This is a genomic window from Chryseobacterium taiwanense (assembly GCF_000813825.1).
Taxonomy (GTDB): domain Bacteria; phylum Bacteroidota; class Bacteroidia; order Flavobacteriales; family Weeksellaceae; genus Chryseobacterium; species Chryseobacterium taiwanense.
Map to the genome: position 1 here is coordinate 111,348 of NZ_JWTA01000003.1, position 23,459 is coordinate 134,806.

22 protein-coding genes and 1 tRNA gene are annotated in these 23,459 nt (G+C 33.9%); 14 read left to right on the forward strand and 9 right to left on the reverse strand.

Translation table 11 applies throughout. The features are described 5' to 3' along the window. Window positions 1–57: 57 nt before the first annotated feature. The 3 genes from RM51_RS03300 (at window position 58) to RM51_RS03310 (ending at window position 2,612) form a co-directional block, all read left to right on the forward strand. On the forward strand, window positions 58–1,707 hold the full coding sequence (locus RM51_RS03300) for a tetratricopeptide repeat protein (protein WP_039365137.1): 1,650 nt from the start codon (window positions 58–60) through the stop codon (window positions 1,705–1,707). A 74-nt stretch (window positions 1,708–1,781) separates the two neighbouring features. After that, window positions 1,782–2,501, forward strand: a complete 720-nt coding sequence (gene bshB1 / locus RM51_RS03305; protein WP_039365139.1) for a bacillithiol biosynthesis deacetylase BshB1 — start codon at window positions 1,782–1,784, stop codon at window positions 2,499–2,501. A gap of 35 nt (window positions 2,502–2,536) precedes the next feature. Then, window positions 2,537–2,612: transfer RNA gene (locus tag RM51_RS03310), tRNA-His, on the forward strand. A gap of 179 nt (window positions 2,613–2,791) precedes the next feature. Here the strand turns inward: RM51_RS03310 and RM51_RS03315 are convergent. Together RM51_RS03315 and RM51_RS03320 are read right to left on the reverse strand one after the other, a co-directional pair. Beyond that, on the reverse strand, window positions 2,792–3,127 hold the full coding sequence (locus RM51_RS03315; protein WP_034679055.1) for a DUF3276 family protein: 336 nt from the start codon (window positions 3,125–3,127) through the stop codon (window positions 2,792–2,794). 99 nt (window positions 3,128–3,226) lie between these two features. Beyond that, on the reverse strand, window positions 3,227–4,897 hold the full coding sequence (locus RM51_RS03320) for an ABC transporter ATP-binding protein (RefSeq protein ID WP_039365142.1): 1,671 nt from the start codon (window positions 4,895–4,897) through the stop codon (window positions 3,227–3,229). Window positions 4,898–4,987: 90 nt separating this feature from the next. Here RM51_RS03320 and nusB point away from each other — a divergent pair, with 90 nt between their 5' ends. From nusB to RM51_RS03340, 4 genes are all read left to right on the forward strand, one after another. Beyond that, window positions 4,988–5,893: a transcription antitermination factor NusB gene (gene nusB, locus RM51_RS03325; protein ID WP_039365144.1), complete on the forward strand. Its 906-nt coding sequence runs from the start codon at window positions 4,988–4,990 to the stop codon at window positions 5,891–5,893. A 1-nt stretch (window position 5,894) separates the two neighbouring features. Then, window positions 5,895–6,401 (forward strand): DUF1573 domain-containing protein, encoded by a 507-nt coding sequence (locus RM51_RS03330; RefSeq protein ID WP_039365145.1) that lies wholly within the window; start codon window positions 5,895–5,897, stop codon window positions 6,399–6,401. 4 nt (window positions 6,402–6,405) lie between these two features. Beyond that, on the forward strand, window positions 6,406–6,771 hold the full coding sequence (gene yajC, locus RM51_RS03335; RefSeq protein WP_039365267.1) for a preprotein translocase subunit YajC: 366 nt from the start codon (window positions 6,406–6,408) through the stop codon (window positions 6,769–6,771). A 101-nt stretch (window positions 6,772–6,872) separates the two neighbouring features. Then, entirely contained in the window at window positions 6,873–7,604 is a 732-nt protein-coding gene (locus tag RM51_RS03340; RefSeq protein WP_039365147.1) for an SDR family NAD(P)-dependent oxidoreductase, read from the forward strand. A 2-nt stretch (window positions 7,605–7,606) separates the two neighbouring features. Here the strand turns inward: RM51_RS03340 and RM51_RS03345 are convergent, their stop codons facing one another. The 7 genes from RM51_RS03345 to RM51_RS03375 form a co-directional block, all read right to left on the reverse strand. Next, window positions 7,607–8,152, reverse strand: coding sequence for a hypothetical protein (locus RM51_RS03345; RefSeq protein WP_039365149.1), 546 nt, complete (start codon window positions 8,150–8,152; stop codon window positions 7,607–7,609). 47 nt (window positions 8,153–8,199) lie between these two features. Continuing rightward, window positions 8,200–9,954, reverse strand: coding sequence for an aspartate--tRNA ligase (gene aspS / locus RM51_RS03350; protein WP_039365151.1), 1,755 nt, complete (start codon window positions 9,952–9,954; stop codon window positions 8,200–8,202). 216 nt (window positions 9,955–10,170) lie between these two features. Continuing rightward, the gene (locus RM51_RS03355) at window positions 10,171–10,377 is read right to left on the reverse strand and encodes a helix-turn-helix domain-containing protein (RefSeq protein ID WP_039365153.1); all 207 of its coding nucleotides are present in this window, start codon (window positions 10,375–10,377) and stop codon (window positions 10,171–10,173) included. Window positions 10,378–10,380: 3 nt separating this feature from the next. Further along, entirely contained in the window at window positions 10,381–10,977 is a 597-nt protein-coding gene (locus RM51_RS03360; protein ID WP_039365155.1) for a DUF2975 domain-containing protein, read from the reverse strand. Between the two features lie 12 nt (window positions 10,978–10,989). Continuing rightward, the gene (locus RM51_RS03365; protein WP_165584979.1) at window positions 10,990–11,388 is read right to left on the reverse strand and encodes a DUF2975 domain-containing protein; all 399 of its coding nucleotides are present in this window, start codon (window positions 11,386–11,388) and stop codon (window positions 10,990–10,992) included. A 548-nt stretch (window positions 11,389–11,936) separates the two neighbouring features. Continuing rightward, the gene (locus tag RM51_RS03370; protein ID WP_039365159.1) at window positions 11,937–12,602 is read right to left on the reverse strand and encodes a DUF937 domain-containing protein; all 666 of its coding nucleotides are present in this window, start codon (window positions 12,600–12,602) and stop codon (window positions 11,937–11,939) included. A gap of 110 nt (window positions 12,603–12,712) precedes the next feature. Next, entirely contained in the window at window positions 12,713–13,222 is a 510-nt protein-coding gene (locus RM51_RS03375) for a DUF2480 family protein (RefSeq protein ID WP_039365161.1), read from the reverse strand. Window positions 13,223–13,388: 166 nt separating this feature from the next. Between RM51_RS03375 and lpxB the strand changes: the two genes are divergently transcribed. The 7 genes from lpxB to rlmD all read left to right on the forward strand — a co-directional run bounded on the left by lpxB (window position 13,389) and on the right by rlmD (window position 23,384). Further along, a complete protein-coding gene (gene lpxB, locus RM51_RS03380; RefSeq protein WP_039365163.1) occupies window positions 13,389–14,492 on the forward strand; it encodes a lipid-A-disaccharide synthase in 1,104 nt (367 codons plus the stop codon). Between the two features lie 95 nt (window positions 14,493–14,587). Then, window positions 14,588–16,357 (forward strand): ComEC/Rec2 family competence protein, encoded by a 1,770-nt coding sequence (locus RM51_RS03385; protein WP_039365165.1) that lies wholly within the window; start codon window positions 14,588–14,590, stop codon window positions 16,355–16,357. Window positions 16,358–16,501: 144 nt separating this feature from the next. Further along, entirely contained in the window at window positions 16,502–17,167 is a 666-nt protein-coding gene (locus tag RM51_RS03390) for a succinate dehydrogenase cytochrome b subunit (RefSeq protein ID WP_039365167.1), read from the forward strand. 15 nt (window positions 17,168–17,182) lie between these two features. Further along, a complete protein-coding gene (locus RM51_RS03395; protein ID WP_039365169.1) occupies window positions 17,183–19,195 on the forward strand; it encodes a fumarate reductase/succinate dehydrogenase flavoprotein subunit in 2,013 nt (670 codons plus the stop codon). Window positions 19,196–19,219: 24 nt separating this feature from the next. After that, window positions 19,220–19,987: a succinate dehydrogenase/fumarate reductase iron-sulfur subunit gene (locus RM51_RS03400; protein WP_039365171.1), complete on the forward strand. Its 768-nt coding sequence runs from the start codon at window positions 19,220–19,222 to the stop codon at window positions 19,985–19,987. 321 nt (window positions 19,988–20,308) lie between these two features. After that, window positions 20,309–21,862: a TlpA family protein disulfide reductase gene (locus RM51_RS03405; RefSeq protein ID WP_039365173.1), complete on the forward strand. Its 1,554-nt coding sequence runs from the start codon at window positions 20,309–20,311 to the stop codon at window positions 21,860–21,862. 109 nt (window positions 21,863–21,971) lie between these two features. Then, a complete protein-coding gene (rlmD, locus tag RM51_RS03410) occupies window positions 21,972–23,384 on the forward strand; it encodes a 23S rRNA (uracil(1939)-C(5))-methyltransferase RlmD (protein WP_039365175.1) in 1,413 nt (470 codons plus the stop codon). Window positions 23,385–23,459 lie beyond the last annotated feature (75 nt).

The following is a 23,459-nucleotide window of genomic DNA, read 5'->3' on the forward strand; positions in this document are numbered from 1 at the left end:
TTTTGGTCTGAAAATTGTCTTTAGATAATTCTAGTTTTTTTAATTTACAAATATAAAATGAAAGATATAATGATTATGAATGTAAAAAAGATTGCTTTAGGAGCAGCAGTAGTATTTTTTACCAGTTTTGCAACAGCACAAACATTGCAGGACGGTATCAATAGTATAGACAGTGATAAATTTGCTCAGGCAAAAACAAACTTCACTCAAATGATTGCTAAAGAACCTACAGCAGAAAACTATTTTTACTTAGGAAATACTTTTCTTAGACAAGGTGAGCCTGATTTTGCTGCGGCTACCGAAAACTTTAATAAAGGATTAGCAGCTGATGCTAAAAGCTATTTAAATAAAATAGGTTTGGCTTCTGTTAAATTAGGAAAAGGAGATAAATCTGCAATTGCTGAAATTCAGAAAGTTGTTACAGATTCTAAAGAAAAAGATGCAGAAGTTCTTTTCAGAGCAGCTGAAGCTTTAACGTTATTTGAGAAAAACAATGCACCTGATTTAGCTATTGACTATTTGAATAAAGCGGTTGAAAAAGCTCAGAAAAAAGGAGTTCCTGCAAACTATTATTATACATTAGGTGATGCTTATAGATTGAAGAAAATTCCTGGTGATGCAATGACTGCTTATGATAAAGCTTTACCATTAGCTACAAATAAAGCATCTGTTTACACAAGAATAGGAACTTTGTGGATGGCAGCTCAACAGTGGCAACAAGCTAAAACAAGTATTGAGAAGGCTATTGCTACAGATCCGTCTTATGCACCTGCTTACAAAGCAATGGCAGCATATAATATCAGATATCAGCAAAATGAGAAAGCGACTCAAGACCTTATCAACTATACAAAATATGCTGATGAAGATCCGTATACTCAGTTAGAAATTGCTAAACTTTATTTTACAAATGACGATTATGCAAACTCTAAGCAAGTATTAGATAAAATCTTTGATAAGATCAATGATCCTATTAAGTTCAAATTAAGAGCGTATCAGTTATACGCTAACGGAAACTATGCTGAGGCAAAACAAAATATGGATAATTTTGTATCTCAAGCAGAAAAATCAAGAATTCAGCCTGCAGATCAAGGATTACAAGGTCTTATTGCAGCTGGATTGGCAAAAACTGAAAAAGATGCAGCTAAGAAAACTGCTTTAACAACAGAAGCACAACAGAAAATCGCTATTGCAAAAGCTGCAAAAGATGAGACGATGAAGTGGGATATGGAATTAATGAAAATTTCTGGTGGAGGAGCTTCTCAAGCAGATGTAGATGCAGGACCAACAAACCCAACTATTGAGGCACTTAAAAAACAAGTAGCAGCAAACGGACAAGATTCAGACGCTTTGTTTAAACTTGCAACTGCTTATCAGGATGTTAAAAACTGGAACGGAGCTATTGTAACATGGCAGAAAATGAGTGCACTTCTTCCGGATTGGGCACCTGCTTATTACAGCCAAGGATATTCTTATCAGCAAGCTGGAAATAATGATTCTGCAAAAATGGCTTATGAGAAATTCATTAGTACAGTAAAACCTGCAGATCAGGAAGCAAACAAGCAAACTCTTGCTTATGCATATTTTGCGGTAGCTTATATGAGTAAAGACTCAGATTTGGCAAAAGCAAAAGATTATGTTGCTAAATCGGTTCAATTGGATCCTACTTATCAGGATGCTGTAAAATTGAACGCAGAAATCAATAAATAATTTAAATTATTAATATAAAGACTTCCCATTCGTTTCGTTTGGGAAGTTTTTGTTTTAAATCTTATCTTTGAGATATGAAAATAGATATACTTGCTTTTGGGGCACACCCCGATGATGTAGAGCTAGGATGTGGCGGAACTATTGCTAAATTAATTTCTGAGGGTAAAACATGTGCTATCGTAGATCTTACCAAAGGAGAACTGGGAACACGAGGAACTGAGCAAACCAGAAAAGCTGAGGCAATGGATGCTGCAAAAATTCTGGGTGTAGCTGCAAGGGAAAATCTTGGAATGAAGGATGGCTTTTTGGAGAATTCGGAAGAATATCAAATGAGGATTGTAAAAATGATCCGCAAATATAGGCCAGAAATCGTCTTGGCGAATGCAATTGACGATAGACATCCAGATCATGCGAAAGGAGCGAAATTAGTATCGGATGCGTGCTTTTTAGCTGGATTGAGAAAAATAGAAACAGTTTTGGATGGAGAAAGCCAGGAGGTGTGGAGACCCAAACATATTTTCCATTATATTCAGTGGAAAAATATTGAACCGGAATTTTGTATAGACATTTCTGAACACTTAGATAAAAAAGTTGAAGCTTGTATGGCGTTCAAAACTCAATTCTATGACCCTGCTTCAAAGGAACCTGAGACGCCAATTACGTCAAAAGACTTTTATGAGAGCTTAACTTACCGGGCTCAGGATTTAGGGCGTTTATCGGGAGTTGCTTATGCTGAGGGCTTTACGTCAGAAAAGTTAATTTCTTTGAAAAATTTTGATGGAATAGTTTGGTAGTTTGTAAATCTTGCGTATATTTGCAGCACGAAAACGGTGATTGTAGCTCAGTTGGTTAGAGCGTCGGATTGTGGTTCCGAAGGTCGTGGGTTCGAGACCCATCATTCACCCAATAAAAGTACACTTTTTAAAAGTGTACTTTTTTATTTTATAGCATTCTGAAATTCAAATTACCATATTCAAATGTTAAATAATCTAAATTTTTTTAGTTACAATTTTTAATTATCTGACTTTTGTGCATAAAAAAAGCATCTTTTTTCAGATGCTTGTGTTTTTTTAGTATTTCTTTTTTAAACTTCGTCGTCAGAATCTATTGTATAAGATTTGCTTTTGAAGTCTTTATCATGTTTTTCTGAAATTACATCCTCACCCTTCTCGTTAATGATGAAATCTGTGGACTCATTAAACATCTCCTGAAAACTTTTAAAATCTTCCTTGTAAAGGTAAATTTTGTGTTTCTCGAATGTAGCTTCTCCATTCTCTCCGAAGTTTTTCTTACTTTCTGTAATCGTAAGATAATAATCTCCTGCTTTCGTCTCGCGCACATCAAAGAAATAAGTTCTTCTCCCTGCTTTTAACACCTTAGTGAAAATTTCATTTTCATGGCGTTCCTTGTATTCACTCATTGTTAGATATTTTTTAATCTTGTTAAGAACAAATATAAAAGTTTTCTTTTAATCACAAAATTTTTTTTATGATTTATTTAACAATTGGGAACGAAACGGCTAAGCGGTTACAGAATTTGCAATTTCAGTAAGATTGATAATTTTATCGGCTTTTTGAGCGCTAGACTCTCTATGTGTGATAATTATGGATGTGGAATTGTTAATTTTTTTATCAATATTTTCTAAGATATTCTGCTCGGTTTCGGTGTCTAAAGCGGACAGAGAATCATCAAAAATGATAATATTGGGGTCTTTAATTAGAGCTCTTGCAATACAAATTCTTTGTTTTTGTCCTCCCGAAAGCATCACTCCGCGTTCCCCAACCATGGTTTTATATTGGTCTTTAAACTCGATAATGTTTTTATCAACATCAGCGATTTTGGCATACTCAACAATTTTTTCATGAGTAGGATTATCGATAGCGAATCCGATGTTATTTTCTATAGAATCCGAGAATAGGTAACTTTCCTGAGGAATGTATCCGATGAAATTCCTGTAATTTTCTAAATTATGGTCTTTAAGGTTTTTCCCATCAATTAAAATTTCTCCTTCAGTAGGATCGATTAATCTGGAAAGTAATAAAGCAATGGTTGATTTACCGCTTCCTGTTTTTCCCATAATAGCTAAAGATTCCCCTGCTTTTACTGTAAAACTTAGATTTTCTAAAGCTTTAATACCTGTGTTTGGATAAACGTAAGATACATTTCTAAATTCAATATCTCCTTTAATAGGGTAGGTTTCAGAATTCTTATTAACGATTTCAGATTTTTTATCCATGAATTCATTAATTCTTTGCATAGAAGCTTCCGCACGTTGATTAACAGAAGTTACCCAACCTACCATTGAGAAAGGGAAGATCAGTGTATTGATATACATGAAGAAATCTGCAATTTTACCAATGCTTAGTTGTCCGTCAATATATTTTTGTCCTCCAATGAATATGATGGAAACGTTAAGGAGTCCAATGACGAATAATATGATGGTGAAGAAATAAGCTTCTGTTTTTGCTAAATCAAGAGCTTTGTTTTGATAGTCTGTTACTTTTACACCATAGTTTTTTTCAATATATTTTTCTTTGGCGAAAAACTTTACCACACGAATTCCTGAAAAACTATCCTGAACAAAAGTTGAAATTGCAGACTGACTTTTCTGCATGATTTTCGACTTCTTATTTATAATTGAGCTTACCTTATATATAGCATATGATAAAATCGGGAGTGGTAACAATGTCCACATGGTCATTGATGCATCGGTTTTTACCATGTAAATTGCGGTGATAATAACCAAAACGATCAAATTGGCAACATACATTACACCGGGACCTAAATACATTCTTACAGCAACAACGTCTTCGCTTAATCTATTCATTAAATCTCCGATAGTTGTTTGCTTGTAATCTGTTAAAGATAATTCTTGATAATGTCTGTAGATCTTATTTTTAAGCTCGTATTCTATTCTTCTGGAAGCAACAATAATAGTTTGTCGCATCATGAATGTGAAAAAACCTGTTAATAATGAGCAGCCGACGATAATAGCAACATATATCAAAACCTGCTGATTGAAACCAAGATTTCCTTTTTCTGCAGAATTTTTTAATACGTCTACTGATTTTCCTACAAACTGAACTTTATATATGTTGAAAAAATTACTGGCGATGATGAATAGTACTCCCCAAAATAATAATATTTTGTGTTTCCAAAAATAAGGGTTTAGGGTTTTTAACGCTTTCATAAAGTTTTACAAAATTACAAAAATGTCATCAGACTACGAATTTCATCAATTTTAAATTTTGTATCTTTGCGCTCATAAAAAGCTCTTTGAATGTTAGGAAGAAGACAAATCCGTGAAAAAGTAGTACAGACTGTGTATTCATACTACCAGAACCCTGTAAAGTTTGATGTATTAGAGAAAAACATGTTCTCCGGAATAGAGAAAATCTATTATTTATACATCTACCAACTTAATTTTTTAGTTTCTCTGAAAGAATTGGCAGAGAATCAAATTGAGATTGGTAAGAATAAATACATTAAAACTGAGTCTGACATCAATCCTAATCAAAAATTCATCAACAATCAAGTTTTAATTAAGTTAGAGGAAAATCCTGAGAGATTATTTTTCACAGGACAGCATAAGCAGTTGAAGTGGGACTTGCATGATGATTTATTGGTGAAAACTTTCCAAAGAATTACTGCAGGAAAGCGTTATCAGGATTTTATGAAAGAAGAAGGGTATTCTTTTGAGGAGGATCAAAAATTCATTGGTAAATTATTTCTAAGATATATTGCTGAGAATGATGATTTTCATGATTATCTAGGAGATAAAGAACTTTCTTGGTATGATGATATCCACATCGCTAACTCAATGGTTCAGAAAACAATTGGTTTCCTGAAAGAAGATGAAGAAAGCAGAACGTTGATCAAAATGATTAAAGATGAAGAAGATCAGACTTTCGCAATGAAACTATTGAGAAATACATTGAATAGCTGGGAAAACAATGAAAAGAAACTGGAAGAAAGGCTGGAAAACTGGGATTTGGAAAGAGTTTCTTTGATGGATAGAGTGATTTTATCTACGGCTTTGGCGGAACTTGATAATTTTCCTTTTACCCCTTCAAAGGTTATTATTAATGAATATATTGAGATTGCAAAAGTATTTGCGACAGACAGATCCAATATCTTTATTAATGGAATTTTAGATAAATATTGTAAAGATCAAAATAGAATTTAACATGAAAAAGACGTTATCAATTATCGCTTTGTCTATTATAGGCTTCGGTTTGGTTTCTTGTAAAAAAGAAAATAAAGAAACTCAGACGGCAGATGCTGTGGCTACAGATTCTACTGCTACCACTATAACTCCTGCTGATTCTACTGTAGCTCCAGTTTCAACTGAAACAGCTGCTGCTCCGGTTTCAAACCAACCACTAACAACCATTGCTCTTTCTGAAAGCAATTTTGATTTCGGACAAATTAAAAAAGGTGATAAAGTACAACACGTATATGAAGTAACAAATACGGGTACAAATCCTTTGGTAATTTCTGAAGTAAAGCCAGGTTGTGGATGTACAGCTCCTGATTTTACAAAAGAGCCAATCATGCCGGGTAAAAAAGGAAAGATTACTTTGCACTTTGATTCTACAAACTTTGACGGAGCAGTAAATAAATATGCTGATGTTTTTGCGAATGTAGAAAAAGCTCCAATTAAATTAACATTCACTGCGAATATTCAACCATAATATGATGAGTTTACTATCAATCTTTTTACAAGCTCCGCAAGGAGGAAACTCATCCATGATGCTGATCATGATGGGGGTAATGTTTGTAGGGTTTTATTTTTTAATGATAAGACCTCAAATGAGAAAGCAAAAGCAAGAAAAAAACTTTCAGGAAACGTTGAAAGTAGGAACTAGAGTAGTGCTTACTTCGGGTCTTCACGGAAGAATTGCTCAGGTTCAGGATGATGGTTTTGTTATTGAAACATTATCTGGAAAGCTAAAATTTGAAAAAGCTGCTGTCTCTAGAGAGTTTACAGAAGCTCGTTTCGGAGATAAAGCGAAGACTGCCGACAAAGCATCTGATAAAAAGGAAATCGAAGAGAAAAATTAATTTTCTTTGTTTGAAAAATATTTCGTTTCGGCGGGGTGAGCAAAGCTCACCCCGCCGAAAATTTTTTAGTAAGCTGTCATTAATACAATTATCTTTGTTTTATGGATCAAAACACAAGCAAAACGGTTCTTATTTTAGGCGCAAATTCAGATGTTGCCAAAGAATGTATCAAACAATATATCAAAAAAGGTTTTTCAGTAATTGCTGCTTCAAGAAATATAGATTCCCTTCGAAATTTTGTGACTGAAAATCGTTTTGATGCAAAGGTTACGGTTTTGTACTTTGATTCCGTAGATTTTGATTCTCATCAAAAGTTTTATGATGAACTTCAAGTAAAGCCTCATATTGTCGTTTATTCGGCAGGATTTTTAGTGGATAATGAAAAAGCCTTAAATGACTTTAAAGGAGCTCGGCAAATGATGATGGTGAATTATATGGGAGCTGTTTCGATCTTAAATATTATTGCAGCAGATAAAAACAATAAAAATTTAGAACGAATCATCGGATTGTCTTCGCTTTCGGGTGTGAGAGGACGAAAAAGTAATTTTGTGTATGGAAGTACAAAAGCAGCTTTTACGACTTATTTGACTGGTTTAAGACAGGAATTAGCTTCAAGAAATATCAAAGTAAATGCTTTGGTGATTGGTTATATTCGTACAAAAATTAATGAAGGTTTACAATTGAATGAATCTTTAATTATGGAACCTGATTATGTGGCAAAATTCATTGTAAATGCCGGAAATTCTTTTACCATTGTTCCGAATTTTAAATGGAACCTGATTTATCTGATTTTGAAAATGTTGCCGGAGAGTTTGGTGGCTAAATTACCTTAAGCTTAAATCTCTTTAAACTGAGATTTGTTCTCAAGATAATGAATGGTCTTATTAAAGTTGTCTTCATCAATATTTGCCTTGTCTAAAATAAAATTCAGAAATGAAGATGCTGTAATGTAAAGATATTTGTCGTCTAAAATACAGTATGTAATTTCCTGCCATATAAATTTATATTCAGATTTATAATTTCTGAAACCAAAATGGGTGGGAGTAAATTCCCAAATTGTATCAGTTGAATTTATTTTAAGATTTAAAATTTCTTTATCAATAAGTTTATGAAATTTTTTCTTGTTTTTTCTGTATGATGAATAATATGAGATATAATTGCTACATGTAGCAATTCCAAATCCGGCAAATAATCCTGAAAACCCGTAATCTTTGGTAATAAAGAACATTATTGCAATTAATAAGGTGATGATTCCACCTAAAAGGTTTTTGTTGTTTTTAGTAAGATTATTTTCCCAAAGTCTTTTAAACTCATACTGATTAATTTGTCTTAAAATTATTTCTGAATAAGGTATGTTGTAAGTAAGAATTTCTTCGTTCATGGTTTTAGTTTAAATAAAAAAGCGGAGAAAAAATCTCCGCTCTAAATTTATGCTTTTAAATTCAATTTTAATTCCAGTTCATCAAGCTGCTCATTAGCAATCGAAGAAGGAGCATCGATCATTACATCACGTCCTGAATTATTTTTAGGGAAAGCAATATAATCTCTGATGACTTCGTTTCCGTCAAGAATAGCTACCAAACGGTCAAATCCGAAAGCTAATCCTCCGTGAGGTGGTGCTCCGTATTTGAAGGCGTTCATCAGGAATCCAAACTGAGCTTCTGCTTCTTCTTTTGAAAAACCTAGTAGATCGAACATTTTAGACTGAAGGTCTTTATCGAAAATTCTGATAGAACCTCCACCGATCTCGTTTCCGTTCAATACCATGTCGTAAGCGTTTGCTCTTGCTTTCCCAGGATCTGTTTCCAATAAATGAATGTCTTCAGGTTTTGGAGAGGTGAAAGGGTGGTGCATTGCGTGGTAACGTCCGCTTTCTTCGTCGAATTCCAATAATGGGAAGTCAACAACCCAAAGTGGAGCAAATACATCTCCTTTTCTTAATCCTAAGCGGTTTCCTAGCTCCATTCTCAACGCTGAAAGCTGAGTTCTTACTTTGTGCTCGTTTCCTGAAAGAATCAACATTAAATCGCCTTCTTTTGCTCCGAATTTTTCGATGATTTTTGCTAAGTCTTCTTCATTGTAGAATTTATTTACAGAAGAAGTTTTTACCCCGTCATTTTGGAATTTAGCCCAAACCATTCCTGATGCTCCGATTTGAGGTCTTTTTACCCAATCAACAAGCTCATCGATTTGTTTTCTTGTATAGTCTGCACATCCTTCTACATTGATCCCTACAACCAATTCTGCTTCATCAAATATTTTGAAATCTTTTCCTTTTACTAAATCGTTCAATTCTACGAACTCCATTCCGAAACGGATATCCGGTTTGTCGTTTCCATATTTTTGCATTGCGTCTGCAAACGTCATTCTTGGGAAAGTTCCGAATTCCTGACCTGTGATATCTTTAATCAAAGTTTTAGTCATCCCTTCGAAAACATTCATCACGTCTTCCTGTTCTACGAAAGCCATTTCACAATCGATTTGTGTGAATTCCGGCTGTCTGTCGGCTCTTAAGTCTTCGTCACGGAAACATTTTACGATCTGGAAATATTTATCCATTCCACCCACCATTAACAATTGTTTGAAAGTCTGCGGAGACTGTGGAAGCGCATAGAATTGTCCCGGATTCATTCTGCTTGGAACCACGAAATCTCTTGCTCCTTCCGGTGTAGATTTAATTAAGACAGGAGTTTCAACCTCGATAAATCCTTCTTCTGAAAGATAATTTCTTACTTTCTGCGCCATTTTGTGACGGAAGATCAATTTATCTTTTACAGGATTTCTTCTGATATCTAGGTAGCGGTATTTCATTCTCAATTCTTCACCTCCATCCGTTTCATCTTCAATTGTGAAAGGCGGAAGCTGAGATTCATTAAGAACTGTTAATTTTTCAACTAAAATTTCAATTTCTCCAGTTGGAATATTGGGGTTTTTGCTTACTCTTTCGATGGTGCGTCCTGTAACCTGAATTACGAATTCACGTCCCAGTTTTTTTGCATTTTCCATCAATTCTGCTGTAGAACGGTCTTGGTCGAAAACCAACTGAGTAATTCCGTAACGATCTCGAAGATCTATCCAAATCATAAATCCTTTATCACGGATAGTCTGTACCCATCCTGAAAGTGTAACTTCTTCATTAAGATTTTTCAGAGATAATTCTCCGTTTGTGTGCGATCGAAACATAATTATTTGTTTAAAGTTCAATGTTTAAGGTTCAAATTCGAACCTTGAATTTTCCGTTGGCAAAGATAAGATTTTTAGAAGTTTTATAAGCAAAAAAACTCCCTTTCGGAAGTTTTTGAGTAAAGTTGTATATAAAAATGTGTTTTTTTACGAGTAGTGATTGACCTTTGAATAATCAGAATGTTTATAAAAGAATATTTTAAATCTGAAAAAGATTTAGTCTTTTACATATTCAAGAATGTCTCCGGGTTGGCAATCTAGTGCTTTGCAAATGGCTTCCAGTGTGGACAGCTTTACAGCTTTGGCTTTTCCAGTTTTCAGAATAGAAAGATTGGCCTGCGTGATTCCTATTTTTTCAGCCAATTCCTGTGACTGCATTTTTCGCTTAGCGAGCATTACGTCTACGTTGATGATGATTGGCATAATTTAAATTGTTAAGTCGTTTTCAGTTTGCAAAGCTAATCCCTTTTTGAAAAATTCTACAACAAAGAGAATAATCATTCCAAAGAAAGCAAAAAAGAAGAATGTCAATAGAGTGTATACAGAATCCATTTTAAAGTAGAAAAATTCGAAAACACCTACTACAGCGATGGTCAGATTTAGAAAACAAAATCTTTTAAGCCATTTTATTGCGTTCTGATTGAAAATTTGATCTACACTCATTTCTTTGAAGCATTGATATGAGAAATAGAAAAAGAAACTCAAGAAAAACATTCCTATAATGTTGTGGATGATTTGACTTGAACCATAGATTCCCGTTACCATCTGGATGTTAGAAAAGGGATAATTTATTCTGAATTTTAACTGGTTTTCCATTGGGATTGTCCATTTGTTTTTACTCCATCCTACATCATTTGCCAAAGCAAAAGTATCTGATAATATCGTGCTTCCGGTTTTGTATTTGTATAATAAAATTGTGTGACCAATAATCTCATATACTAGGTGAAAAGCAATGATGATAAACAATACAAAAAGCAAATAACTGATATATTGTGATAAAGAATTTTTACCGATAATTTTCATAATGTTGATTATTTAAATGGTTAAATCGTTTTCATTTTGCATTTCAAAGCCTCTTTTGAAGAATGAGTTCACAAAAGCAGATACAAAACCTAATAGAATAAAAGGGAAAGTACCGAAGATAAGCTGTACAGGATTAAAAGAACCGGAAATAAAGATCCAGAAGATGATATAAATAAATACAAAAATAAAGTTGTAAACCATAAATATTCGTATCCATCTGATCACGCTTTTGTTGAAGATTTTTGGCAATGATAATGATTGTAAAACTTTATACAGACAAAAGAAGTAAAATGCAAATCCTCCAAATCCGATAACGCCAATGATGAAATCTAAGGAGTTATTCAATATTCCGGATATAAATTTAATGTTGGTGAATGGATAATTGATGCGGTATACGGGATACGAACTCATTTGTTCAATTGAAAAGGTTTCACTTAAAATAGGTTCAGTACTTTTTTGATTGTAGTGACAAATATTGTAACCAATGATAAAGTAGAGGAGAAAAAATGTTAGGATTAAAAATATGATAAACATCAAATAACTTGAATATTTTGTTATTGATTTTGTGTCAAGAATTTTCATTATACTGATTGCTTAAATTGTTAAATCGTTTTCGGTTTGTAATTGGTATTCTTTCTTGGAGAATACTGTGATGAATTGCATGATAATTCCTAAAGACAGAAAGAAAAAATAGGTTGTAAGAATTTGTACATAGATACTTGCTTAAAAAGATAGAGTGAATTTGTAAGCAAGAAAATAAATTGCAGGAAGAAAAAATAAGATAATCCTGTAGAAATAGATTTTGGTCCGAGTAATTTCATTTATTGAATGTTTTATTATTGCAAATATATAATTAATTATTGTTTTACGATAATTAATTATTGAAATTTTAATTTTTAAAACAAAAAAAATACCGAAGACCAATCTTCGGTATCTAAATATTTTAATGGATAAGAAATTTATTTTCCTCCTAAAAAGCTTCCTAGAATGTCTCCTAATCCGCCTCCTTGCTGGTTTTGTTGATTGTTATTATTACCGCCTCCAAGAACACTTCCCAAAATATCGTTCAATGGATTTCCGGAAGATTGTGATTGTCCACCACCCAAAACGCTACCTAAAATATCATTCAACGGGCTGGACTGTTGCGCTTGAGCTTGGTTGGATGCATTACCAAGAATTCCTCCTAAAAGATCTCCTAAACCTCCTGCTCCTACATTACTTTGCTGTTTTTCTTTTCCGATATATCCCATAATTACGGGAGCTAACATTGCTAAAACAGGACCGATCTTATCAATAGAAATACCTGTATTTTGGGAAAGTTGGTTTTCTACATTCTGTTTATCGCCACCAAAAATATGACTCAAAATAGAACCGCCTTCCGATTCTCTGGCTTCTAATTGAGATGAATCATTAAGGATGCTTCCGTCATGATCTTTATCTAATGCATTGTTTAGTGCTTCAGCTTCTTTAGCGTCCTGAGATTTGTTTCTCAAATAAGAAATAATCAAAGGGGCAGCTACTGCTAATAAGGCAATGATTTGATTTCTGTTGATTCCGAATTTATTTTCGGCCTTTTCAGCAACCTGGTTACTGGTGTTTCCGGTAAGTAGATCTAGTAAACTCATTTCGTATGTGATTTTTAATTGTTGAAATCAAATTTATTAAAAATTCCGAATGAAGAGTTTTTTATATTGCAATTGTTGAATGTTTTATGAAGAATTAACTTTGTGTTAAATTAATTCTTTAAAATAGAAACATTAGAGCAAGCTTCTCCGAACATAAGAGACTTTACAATCGGTTGCAATTGCTCAACAAGTTCAATGTATGCGTTTTCCGGAATCTCTTTGTCTGAACAGCCTTTTACGAGAACTCTTTTGCCTCTCATATCATCAAAGTCATAGCTTTGAATTGCGTTGTGCATCAAAATAACTTCCAAATCTTCTTTGTCTCCGAATACAATTTTCTTAGTGACATCAGTGATTTTGGCAGTAATTAAAAAATAAGCCCAAAGCGGAACAATGGCATCTGCAGAGTTGTATATATAGACATAAGCGTCTTGGTAATCTTCAGGATTGATTGCGGCCACTTTTTCACGGAAATCTTTTTCTTTTAAAATCATTTCCATGTAGAGAAAATCTTTTAAATCAATTCCTTTTCTTACTCCTTTTGGAACAAGACTCGTAAGGTCAAAATTGATTAAACCGCTTTCTGCAACTTTATTTCGTATTTCAAATTCTTCTGACATTTTTATCATTATCTTTGAACAAATTTACAAATTAAGATAGTACAATGTCTTATTTGTTTTCTATTCTGATCATAGAAACCTCCCATAACGTATATTTTTTGGTAAGGAGAAAAATTAAGTTGAGTGTTTGCTGATGGTCATAAAAACATAAAAGATTTCAGAAGAAATGAAATATTATATTATCGCAGGAGAAGCATCCGGAGATCTACACGGAAGTAATTTAATGAAAGCTTTAAAACAAAAAGATGCGAACGCAGAATTTAGATTTTGGGGAGGTGATCTTATGGAAAAACAAGGCGGAACATTGGTGAAACATTACCGTGATTTGGCTTTCATGGGCTTTTTGGAAGTTGCGATGAATTTAAAAACCATTTTGAATAATATTAAATTCTGCAAAGAGGACATCAGAAATAATAAACCCGATGTTTTGATTTTAGTGGATTATCCGGGATTTAATTTAAGAATTGCAAAGTTTGCGAAAGAATTGGGGATAAAAGTCGTGTATTATATTTCTCCTCAACTTTGGGCGTGGAAAGAAGGTAGAGTAGAGATCATCAAAAAATATGTAGATGAAATGATGGTGATTCTTCCTTTTGAAGAAGATTTTTATAAAAAGCATAATGTTCATTCTCACTTTGTAGGACATCCTTTGTTAGACGCCATTTCCACTCTTCAGGAAATTAATATTGAAGAATTTAAAAAAGAAAACGGATTAAACGAGAAAGAAATTATAGCCCTTTTGCCAGGTTCCAGAAAACAGGAAGTTGAAAAAATGCTTGAAATAATGCTTTCCGTAAGACCGTATTTTAAAGAATATCAGTTTGTCATTGCCGGTGCGCCAAGTCTCCCGAAAGAGTTTTATGAAAAATATGTAGATGAAAACGTACATTTTGTTTCCAACAGAACGTATGATTTATTAAGATGTTCAAAAGCCGCTTTGGTCACTTCGGGAACAGCAACTTTAGAAACGGCATTACTGAATGTTCCAGAAGTTGTTTGCTATCGTGGAAGTAAAGTTTCTTATGCCATTGCGAAAAGATTGGTAAAGAATATTAAATATATTTCTTTGGTGAATCTAATTATGGATCAGGAGGTTGTGAAAGAATTAATTCAGAATGATTTAAATACTAAAAATCTGGTTGAAGAATTAAAGAAAATGTTGGAAGGGGAGAATAGATCGGAGGTTCTTAAAAATTATGAATTACTGAGAGAGAAGTTGGGAGGAAAAGGAGCCAGTGAAAATGCTGCAGACGTGATCATGAAGCTCTAAAATTACTATTGTTTACTGATTAGTTTTGAAAATCAATATTTTGCTATTTTTTGTATTTGAAAATTTATTAAATTGGTTGTTCAAATCACTTGATATTGAATAAACAACCTTTACTAATTCTTTGTGTTTGTTTTATTCTCGGGATATTTCTGCAAGATACTTTTCCTGTGACTGAAAAGATCTTAGTAGGAGCTATCATTCTGAGTGTTATCTTTTTGCTTACTACATTTTACCATTCTTATTTTATTTCTAAGACTAAGCCTCTTTTGTTGATGGTTTCGTTTTTCGGAATTGGAATTTGTTTCCACTATTTTCAAAATTTTAATGATACGAATAAGGTTTCCCAAAAAGAAGATTTTGTTGTTTTTAAAATTTCTAAAAAACTAAATTCTACGGAGAAATATAAGAAATATGAAGCGTTGGTAAAAGAAGGCAAAGAATATAAAAACGCTCTCATTTATCTGCCTAAAACATCTAAAGAATTGAATTTTGAGAATTACTATAAGTCAAAAGCTTTTCGGTATGATGTAAAAGAACCTCAGTATGATTTTCAGTTTAATTATGCGAAATACCTTCATCGAAAAAAGATACAGTCGCAATTTTATCTTAACGGGGAAATTGTATCAACACAAAGATCTGACCTTTCTTTATCCGAAAAAATACAGCAGAAAAGAGTAGAGGTTTTACAAAAGATTAACCAATCCAATCTTTCTCCCAAAACTCAGGAGTTTTTAAAAGGAATCATTTTGGCTGATCGTACTGAGATTGATTCCGAAACTTTGCAGGATTTTAATAAATCAGGATTGGTGCATTTTTTAGCCATTTCAGGAACACATATCGTGGTGATTTTCGGATTGTTCTATATGTTGCTAATGAAGATTTTTCCGCTCCGGAACAGAAAATATGCAATCATTTCCAGTTTAATTTTTATTTGGCTGTTTGCTGTATTTATTGGATTCGGAAATTCAGTGGTGAGATCATGTATCATGTTGACGGTTTATTTTATCTATGTTTTGCTTCAACGAAAACCAGATTTATTACATTCTTTGGCTTTGTCTGCTTTTGTAATTTTAATTTTTGATTCCCAGCAACTTTTTGACGTCGGTTTTCAATTGAGCTTTCTTGCCGTGTTGGGAATCTTTTGGTTGAATCAACCGATTTTGCATTATTTGCCCAAAGCAGATACCTATTTTAAGAAATTGATTTTTAATACCATGTCGATTTCTATTTCTGCTCAATTGGCTACATTGCCGTTGGTGTTGTTTTATTTTCACCAGTTTTCATTTGTTTCCATTCTTGCGAATTTTATTATAGTGCCTTTTTCAGAGGTAATCATCATATTCTCTTTTTTAATGACTGCTTTTTTTGCGTTTGGTTTAGATATTTCTTTTTTTAACAGTATTTATGATTTTGTAGTTCAGACTTTACTTGAATTGATTCATTGGTTTGCAGGTATAGACTTCCTTTTTTCAGAAAATATAGCAATGAATTTAATTGAGGTAGTGTGTTTGTTCATCGGCGTTTATTTGCTGAGGTTTCTAATTTTGAAATTTAATATTAAAAATTCTGCGAGATTGATAATATGTACGTTGGTATTTTTCATCATCAGAACAGGTTTTAACGTATATCAGGATAAAAAAGATGAGGTATTAATCCACGATTTTTATAAGCATAAAGTACTTTCTGTGAAAAAAGGAAGTAAGGTGTGTTTTTGGATTGATGAAAAAACAGATAAACAGAAAGTTATACGGTTTATCGTTAATCCCTATTGTTCCTCAAGAAGACTTCGTTCAGTTATGATAAAACCACTCCCAAATACAGCTCAGAAGATTGTTTATGGAAATAAAGTTTACACGATGAAATGATTGTTGGCTTTTTTATTTTTCCGTTATTTAATAATACTTAAAATTCTTATTTAGAAACATTACAAACTGATAAATTGTGAGATTTCTCACTTTTTGATATTGTTAACATTTCATAATTTTGTGGAAATTCAAATTTAAACTTATATGGCAGGTTTAACGAGTTCTACGATAGGTAGAAAATATGCTATGGCATTATCAGCTCTATTTTTGCTGATCTTTCTTATACTGCATTTGACGACCAATTTGTTATCAGTTCTAAATCGTGATGCATTCAACACGGCATCAGACTTTATGGGCTATAATCCTTTTGTGCAGTTCTTAATGCAGCCTGTTCTTGGTTTTGCAGTTATTTTCCATTTCATTATGGGATTTGTATTGGAAATTAAGAATAACAAGGCGCGTCCAGTAAAGTACGCTTCAAACAACCCTTCTGTGAATTCTACATGGATGTCTAGAAATATGATTATTTCTGGAGCAGTTGTTTTGGCTTTCTTGGCGCTTCACTTGTATGACTTCTGGTTGCACGAAATCAACTACAAGTATGTTGAAGGTATTGCTCCTGATGCAGAACGTTTTTGGCCGGAGCTTCATGAAAAGTTTGCAGACCTTTGGAGAGTGGCTATTTATGTAATTGCTTTCGTTTTGTTGGGATTACACTTGGCTCATGGTTTCCAGTCTTCATTCCAGTCAATTGGGGCAAGACACCCAAAATATACTCCGGTAATCAAAGCCTTCGGAAAATGGTATTCTATCATTATTCCTGCAGGTTTTATCTTTATCGCAATTTATCACTTCGTAACTCAATCATAATATCAATATAATAGTATGAGTAAATTAGATTCAAAAATTCCGGCGGGTCCTCTAAAGGATAAGTGGAAAAATCATAAAGACCATATGAACCTTGTTGCACCAAACAACAGAGATAAGATTGATATTATTGTTGTTGGGACAGGTTTGGCAGGTGGTTCTGCTGCTGCAACTTTAGCAGAGCAGGGATATAACGTAAAAGCATTTTGCTATCAGGATTCTCCAAGAAGAGCACACTCTATTGCAGCTCAGGGAGGGATCAACGCAGCTAAAAATTATCAGGGAGACGGTGACTCTACTTACAGATTGTTCTACGATACCATCAAAGGTGGTGACTATAGAGCAAGAGAGGCAAACGTTTACAGATTAGCTGAAGTTTCTGCAAATATTATCGACCAATGTGTTTCTCAGGGAGTTCCTTTCGGGAGAGATTACGGCGGTCAGTTAGATAACCGTTCATTTGGTGGGGTTCAGGTAAAAAGAACTTTCTACGCAAAAGGACAAACTGGTCAACAGTTATTATTAGGTGCATATTCTTCAATGAGCCGTCAAATCGGTAAAGGGAGAATCAAAATGTACAACCGTCACGAAATGATGGAATTAGTAATTGTAGACGGAAAAGCAAGAGGAATCATCGCAAGAAACTTGGTGACAGGTGAGATTGAAAGACATTCTGCTCACGCGGTTGTAATTGCTTCAGGAGGTTACGGAAACGTATATTTCCTTTCTACCAACGCAATGGGATCAAACGTTTCTGCGGCTTGGAAAATCCACAAAAAAGGAGCGTACTTCGCAAACCCTTGCTACGTACAGATTCACCCGACTTGTATTCCGGTTCACGGAACTCAGCAGTCTAAATTGACTTTGATGTCTGAATCACTAAGAAACTCAGGAAGAATCTGGGTTCCTAAGAAAATTGAAGATTCAGTAGCCATTAGAGAAGGTAAATTAAGACCTGAAAATATTAAAGAAGAAGATAGAGATTATTATTTAGAAAGAAGATATCCTGCATTCGGAAACTTGGTGCCTAGAGACGTTGCGTCTAGAGCGGGTAAAGAAAGATGTGATGCTGGTTTCGGAATCGAAAATAATGATACGAAAGAAGGTGTTTACTTAGATTTCTCTACAGAGATCATCAAAAAAGGTAAAGAAGCCGCTATCGAAAAACATATTCACAATCCTACAGATCAGCAGATCTATGATTTAGGGAAAGCTTGGGTTGAGGAGAAATACGGTAACTTATTCGTAATGTACGAGAAAATTACTGCGGATGATCCTTACAAAACTCCAATGAAGATTTATCCTGCGGTTCACTACACAATGGGTGGTGTTTGGGTAGATTACAACCTACAATCTACAATCCCAGGATGTTTCGTAATTGGTGAAGCTAACTTCTCAGATCACGGAGCAAACAGATTGGGAGCTTCTGCTTTGATGCAAGGTTTGGCAGACGGATATTTCGTACTTCCTTACACGATTGCAGATTATCTTTCGGCTGACATCAGAACAGGTACAATTCCTACAAATTCTGCAGATTTTGACAAAGCTGAAAAAGAAATTAAAGATAAAATTAATTTCTTCTTAAATAATAAAGGAACTCATTCAGTAGATCATTTCCACAAAAAATTAGGACACATCATGTGGAATAAAGTAGGAATGGGAAGAACTCCTGAAGGGTTGAAAGAAGCTATTGCTGAAATTGCTCAGGTGAAAAAAGAATTCTGGGCAGATGTAAAAGTTCCTGGTGATGTTGATGGAATGAACACTGAGCTTGAAAAAGCATTCAGAGTTGCAGACTTTATCGAGCTTGGACAATTGATGGCAATTGATGCACTACACAGAAACGAATCTTGTGGTGGACACTTCAGAGAAGATCATGCTACTCCTGAAGGTGAAGCAGAAAGAGATGATGTTAACTTTAAATATGTTGGAGCTTGGGAATATCAAAGTGATGATATCACCACTGAAGTTCTGCACAAAGAAGACTTGATCTACGAAAACATTGAAGTTAAAGCAAGAAGTTACAAATAATCTCCAACCTATAAATAAATAATTATGAGTGCAAAAAAAGGCCTTCATCTTACCCTAAAAATTTGGAGACAAAAAAATAGCAAAACTAAAGGTCAGTTTGAGACCTACAAAATATCAGATGTTTCTACAGATTCTTCTTTCTTAGAAATGTTGGATATTCTGAATGAAAATATCATTAATGAAGGAAAAGAGCCTATCGCTTTCGACCACGACTGTCGTGAAGGGATTTGCGGTATGTGTTCTCTTTACATCAATGGTAGAGCTCACGGTCCTGACACAGGTATCACGACTTGCCAGCTTCACATGAGAATGTTCAAAGACGGTGAAACTATCGTTATTGAACCTTGGAGAAGTGCTGCTTTCCCTGTGATTAAAGACTTAATGGTAGACAGAAGCGCATTCGACAGAGTAATGGCTGCAGGTGGTTTTATTTCGGTGAACACTTCAGGGAATACTTTGGATGCTAATGCAATTCCGGTTCCTAAAGAAGATGCAGATAAAGCAATGGATGCTGCGGCTTGTATCGGATGTGGAGCTTGTGTAGCGACTTGTAAAAATGGTTCTGCAATGCTATTCGTAGGAGCTAAAGTTTCTCAGTATGCTCTTTTACCTCAAGGTAGAGTAGAAGCGAAGAGAAGAGTTCTGAATATGGTGAAAGCTATGGACGAAGAAGGATTCGGAAACTGTTCAAACACGGGTGCTTGTGAAGTAGAATGCCCGAAAGGAATTTCTCTTGAAAACATCGCTAGAATGAACAGAGAGTATATGGCAGCTCTTGCTGACAGAGGATAAAAATTTATCATATATATAATAGAAAAAATCGTCACCTTTACCGGATGACGATTTTTTTATATAATCATTTTTTCAAACGCCTTTACGATATGAATATGAGTATTTCAGGAATAAATAAAGCAATTCATTGAAAGCTTTTTTATTCATTTTTCTTATTTGTTCTGTCATTTATTCTGCCCAGAATTTTCAGTTAAAGAAAGTCTTATCATATTGTTTTCTTGAATAACCGAAATATTAGTTAAATCTTTCATAAAATAGCTTAAATAATTGTTTTCAGTTGATTGGAAAAACTTATTTTTGCTACATTATTTAAAATCAAAAATGAAAAAATATCTTTTATTGTTTATCATCGCTGTTTTTGCGGTGTCTTGCTCTAAAAAAGTTGAAGTAAAAGGAAAAATCGCGGGAGCTTCTCCGTTAGAAAGAATCGAATTTATTGAAGCTTCAGGGGTTGCTACATTACCTTTGGCAAATATTGGAGTAAAAAATGACGGAACATTCTCTGGTAGCTTTGAAGCTCCTAAAAATGGAATGTATTTGATCAATTACGCAGGTAAACAAAATTTAGTATATCTGAAAGGAGGGCAGACTCTTGAAATTTCTGGAAATGGTGCTACATTCCCATCAGAATATGTAATTACTGGTGATGCTAAGAATAACAATGATTTCTTTATGGCCACTCAAAAATATCTTGGAGAATACGGTCAGAAAGTAAATGCTACTATGGCAGATTTGATGACAAAAGATGATAAAGCTTTTGTAGCAGGAGTTGAAAAAATTGAAAAAAATATTAGCGATAATATTGATCAGAATGTTAAGAAATTCAATCCTGATAGCGAAATTGTAACTTGGAAAAAGAATGATCTTTCTGCAACCATCCTTTCTATCCTTATGCAGTTTGAAATGAGACAAAAGCAGTTTTCTGGAAATCCATCATTCAAGCCTTCAAAAGTTTTCACAGATTATGAAACCAAACTTCAGGAGAATAAAGATGTAATGGTGAAAGAAAATCCTTTTTACAGACAGTACTTATTGACTAAAATGAGTCCTGATTTCCAAAAGTATGCAGAAGCGAATAGTAAAGGTAAAACAGATGTGACAACTTCTGAACTTTTCTCTCAGTATTTAAAAACAGATAAAAATTTATCACAAACAGCTAAAGATTATTTATTGGCGTTTGTAATGGCTCAGTCTGATATTCACCCGGGAACTCCTGCTAAGACTTCAGAAAAGATTAAAAATATTATCGATACTGAAATTAAGGATGCTACTATTAAAGCAGATCTTGCTAAAATTCAAACAGCAGTTATTGGTTTAAAAATAGGAGAAGTTGCACCGGAAGCATCACTTATCAAACAAGATGGTAAAGCTTATAAATTATCAGAAAATAAAGGGAAACCATATATGTTATGCTTTTATGCATCTTGGAATCCTTACATCGCTGAATCTACAGTGCCTGTTCTAAAAGAAGTGGTTAATTTCTATAAATCAAAAATGAATTTTGTTTTTGTAAATGTAGATGACACAAAAGATCAGTTCATTAAAACAAGCAATGCTATGTTGAAAGGGATTGCAGGAACAAATGTATATGCTGAAGGAGGATTGAACTCTGATATTGCAAAAAAATATGGGGTTTACGGTTTCAAACTTCCAAACTTTGTAATCATCGATAAAGATGGTAAAATTGCAAGCAGATCTTTTGTAAACCTTGGTGAGCAGGAATTGGTAACAATTTTAGATAAGCAAACAGGTTTATCTGCTCCTAAAGTAGATCCAAATGTTCAGCTACAGCAAGGTGGAGGAATGGATCCTGCAGTAGTAGCGGCTCAGCAAGCAGCTGCACAACAGCAGGCTCAACCGGCTCAGACAAAATAAGAAACATTTAATAACATATGAAAACCTTATCTTCGGATAAGGTTTTTTTTATTGTATTTTTGCAAACTGGAACGTTAAAGTTTCAATTAGGAAAATAGAAAATTTTAGAATGAGCAGAAAGAATAAGAAAAATTTAATTCTTGAAAATATAAAGCTGTTGACTGCAGGTGCAAAAGGCGTTGCAATCGGGAGAACAGAAGAAGGAAAAGCTGTGATGGTAACAGGTGCGATTCCTGGAGATATTGTGAATGTACGAGTAAAGAAAGCAAAGTCAAAATACTATGAAGGCGAAGCGGTAGATGTTCTTGAAAAATCACCGTATAGAGTTGATGCTAAATGTATCCACTTTGGAACTTGCGGTGGTTGCAAATGGCAGAATATGAGTTATGAAAAGCAATTAGATTTCAAACAGGAAGAAGTATATAACAATATTAAAAGAATCGGAGGGATTGAAAACTTTGAAACTGTCCCTATTCTGGGTTCTAAAGAGCAGTATTTTTATAGAAACAAAATGGAATTTTCTTTTTCAAATGCTCGTTGGCTTACCCAATATGAGATCAGTTCTGAAGAAAATTTTGGAAGTAAAGATGCGCTTGGATTCCATATTCCGGGAATGTGGAGTAAGATTTTAGATCTTAAAGAATGTTTCCTTCAGGAAGACCCTTCTAATCAAATAAGACTTGCGGTAAAGAAATATGCGGTAGATAACGGATTAGATTTCTTTGATGTCAGAAATCATGAAGGATTTTTAAGAACCTTAATGATGAGACAGAATTCTCATGGAGAGTGGATGGTTCTTTTCCAGTTGTACAGAGAAGAAAAAGAAAACAGAGAAAAGCTTTTTGAATTTCTATTGGAGAAATTCCCTCAGATAAAAACATTGGTGTATGCGATTAATCCAAAGCCAAATGATTCAATTTATGACTTAGATATCAATGTATATTTCGGTGAAGGGTATTTGATGGAAGAAATGGACGGATTGAAGTTCAAAATAGGCCCAAAATCATTCTTTCAGACGAATTATAAGCAAGCCCTTGAGTTATACAGAAAAACGCTTGAATTTGCCGATTTAAAAGGAGATGAAGTGGTTTATGATTTATATACAGGAACCGGAACGATTGCACAATATGTTGCAAGAAATGCAAAACAGGTTATTGGTATAGAATCTGTTCAGGAAGCAATTGACGCAGCAATTGAACACGCAGAATTGAATGGCTTAACGAATACGACATTCTATTGTGGAGATATGAAAGATATTTTCAATGATGAATTCCTTGCTAATCATCCAAAAGCAGATGTTTTAATCACCGATCCGCCAAGAGATGGGATGCACCAAAAAGTAGTAGAGCAGATTTTAAAACTTTCTCCTGAAAAAGTAGTGTATGTAAGTTGTAATTCTGCAACTCAGGCAAGAGACTTGGCTTTAATGAAAGACCATTATGATGTGATTAAAATTTTGCCGGTAGATATGTTTCCACAAACACATCACGTAGAAAATATCGCATTACTAATCAAAAAATAAATACTTACATTTGAGTGACTTTTTTAAGGGTATCAAAATTAGATTCTTTGAGTATAAAGGAACTGATTTTGGTAT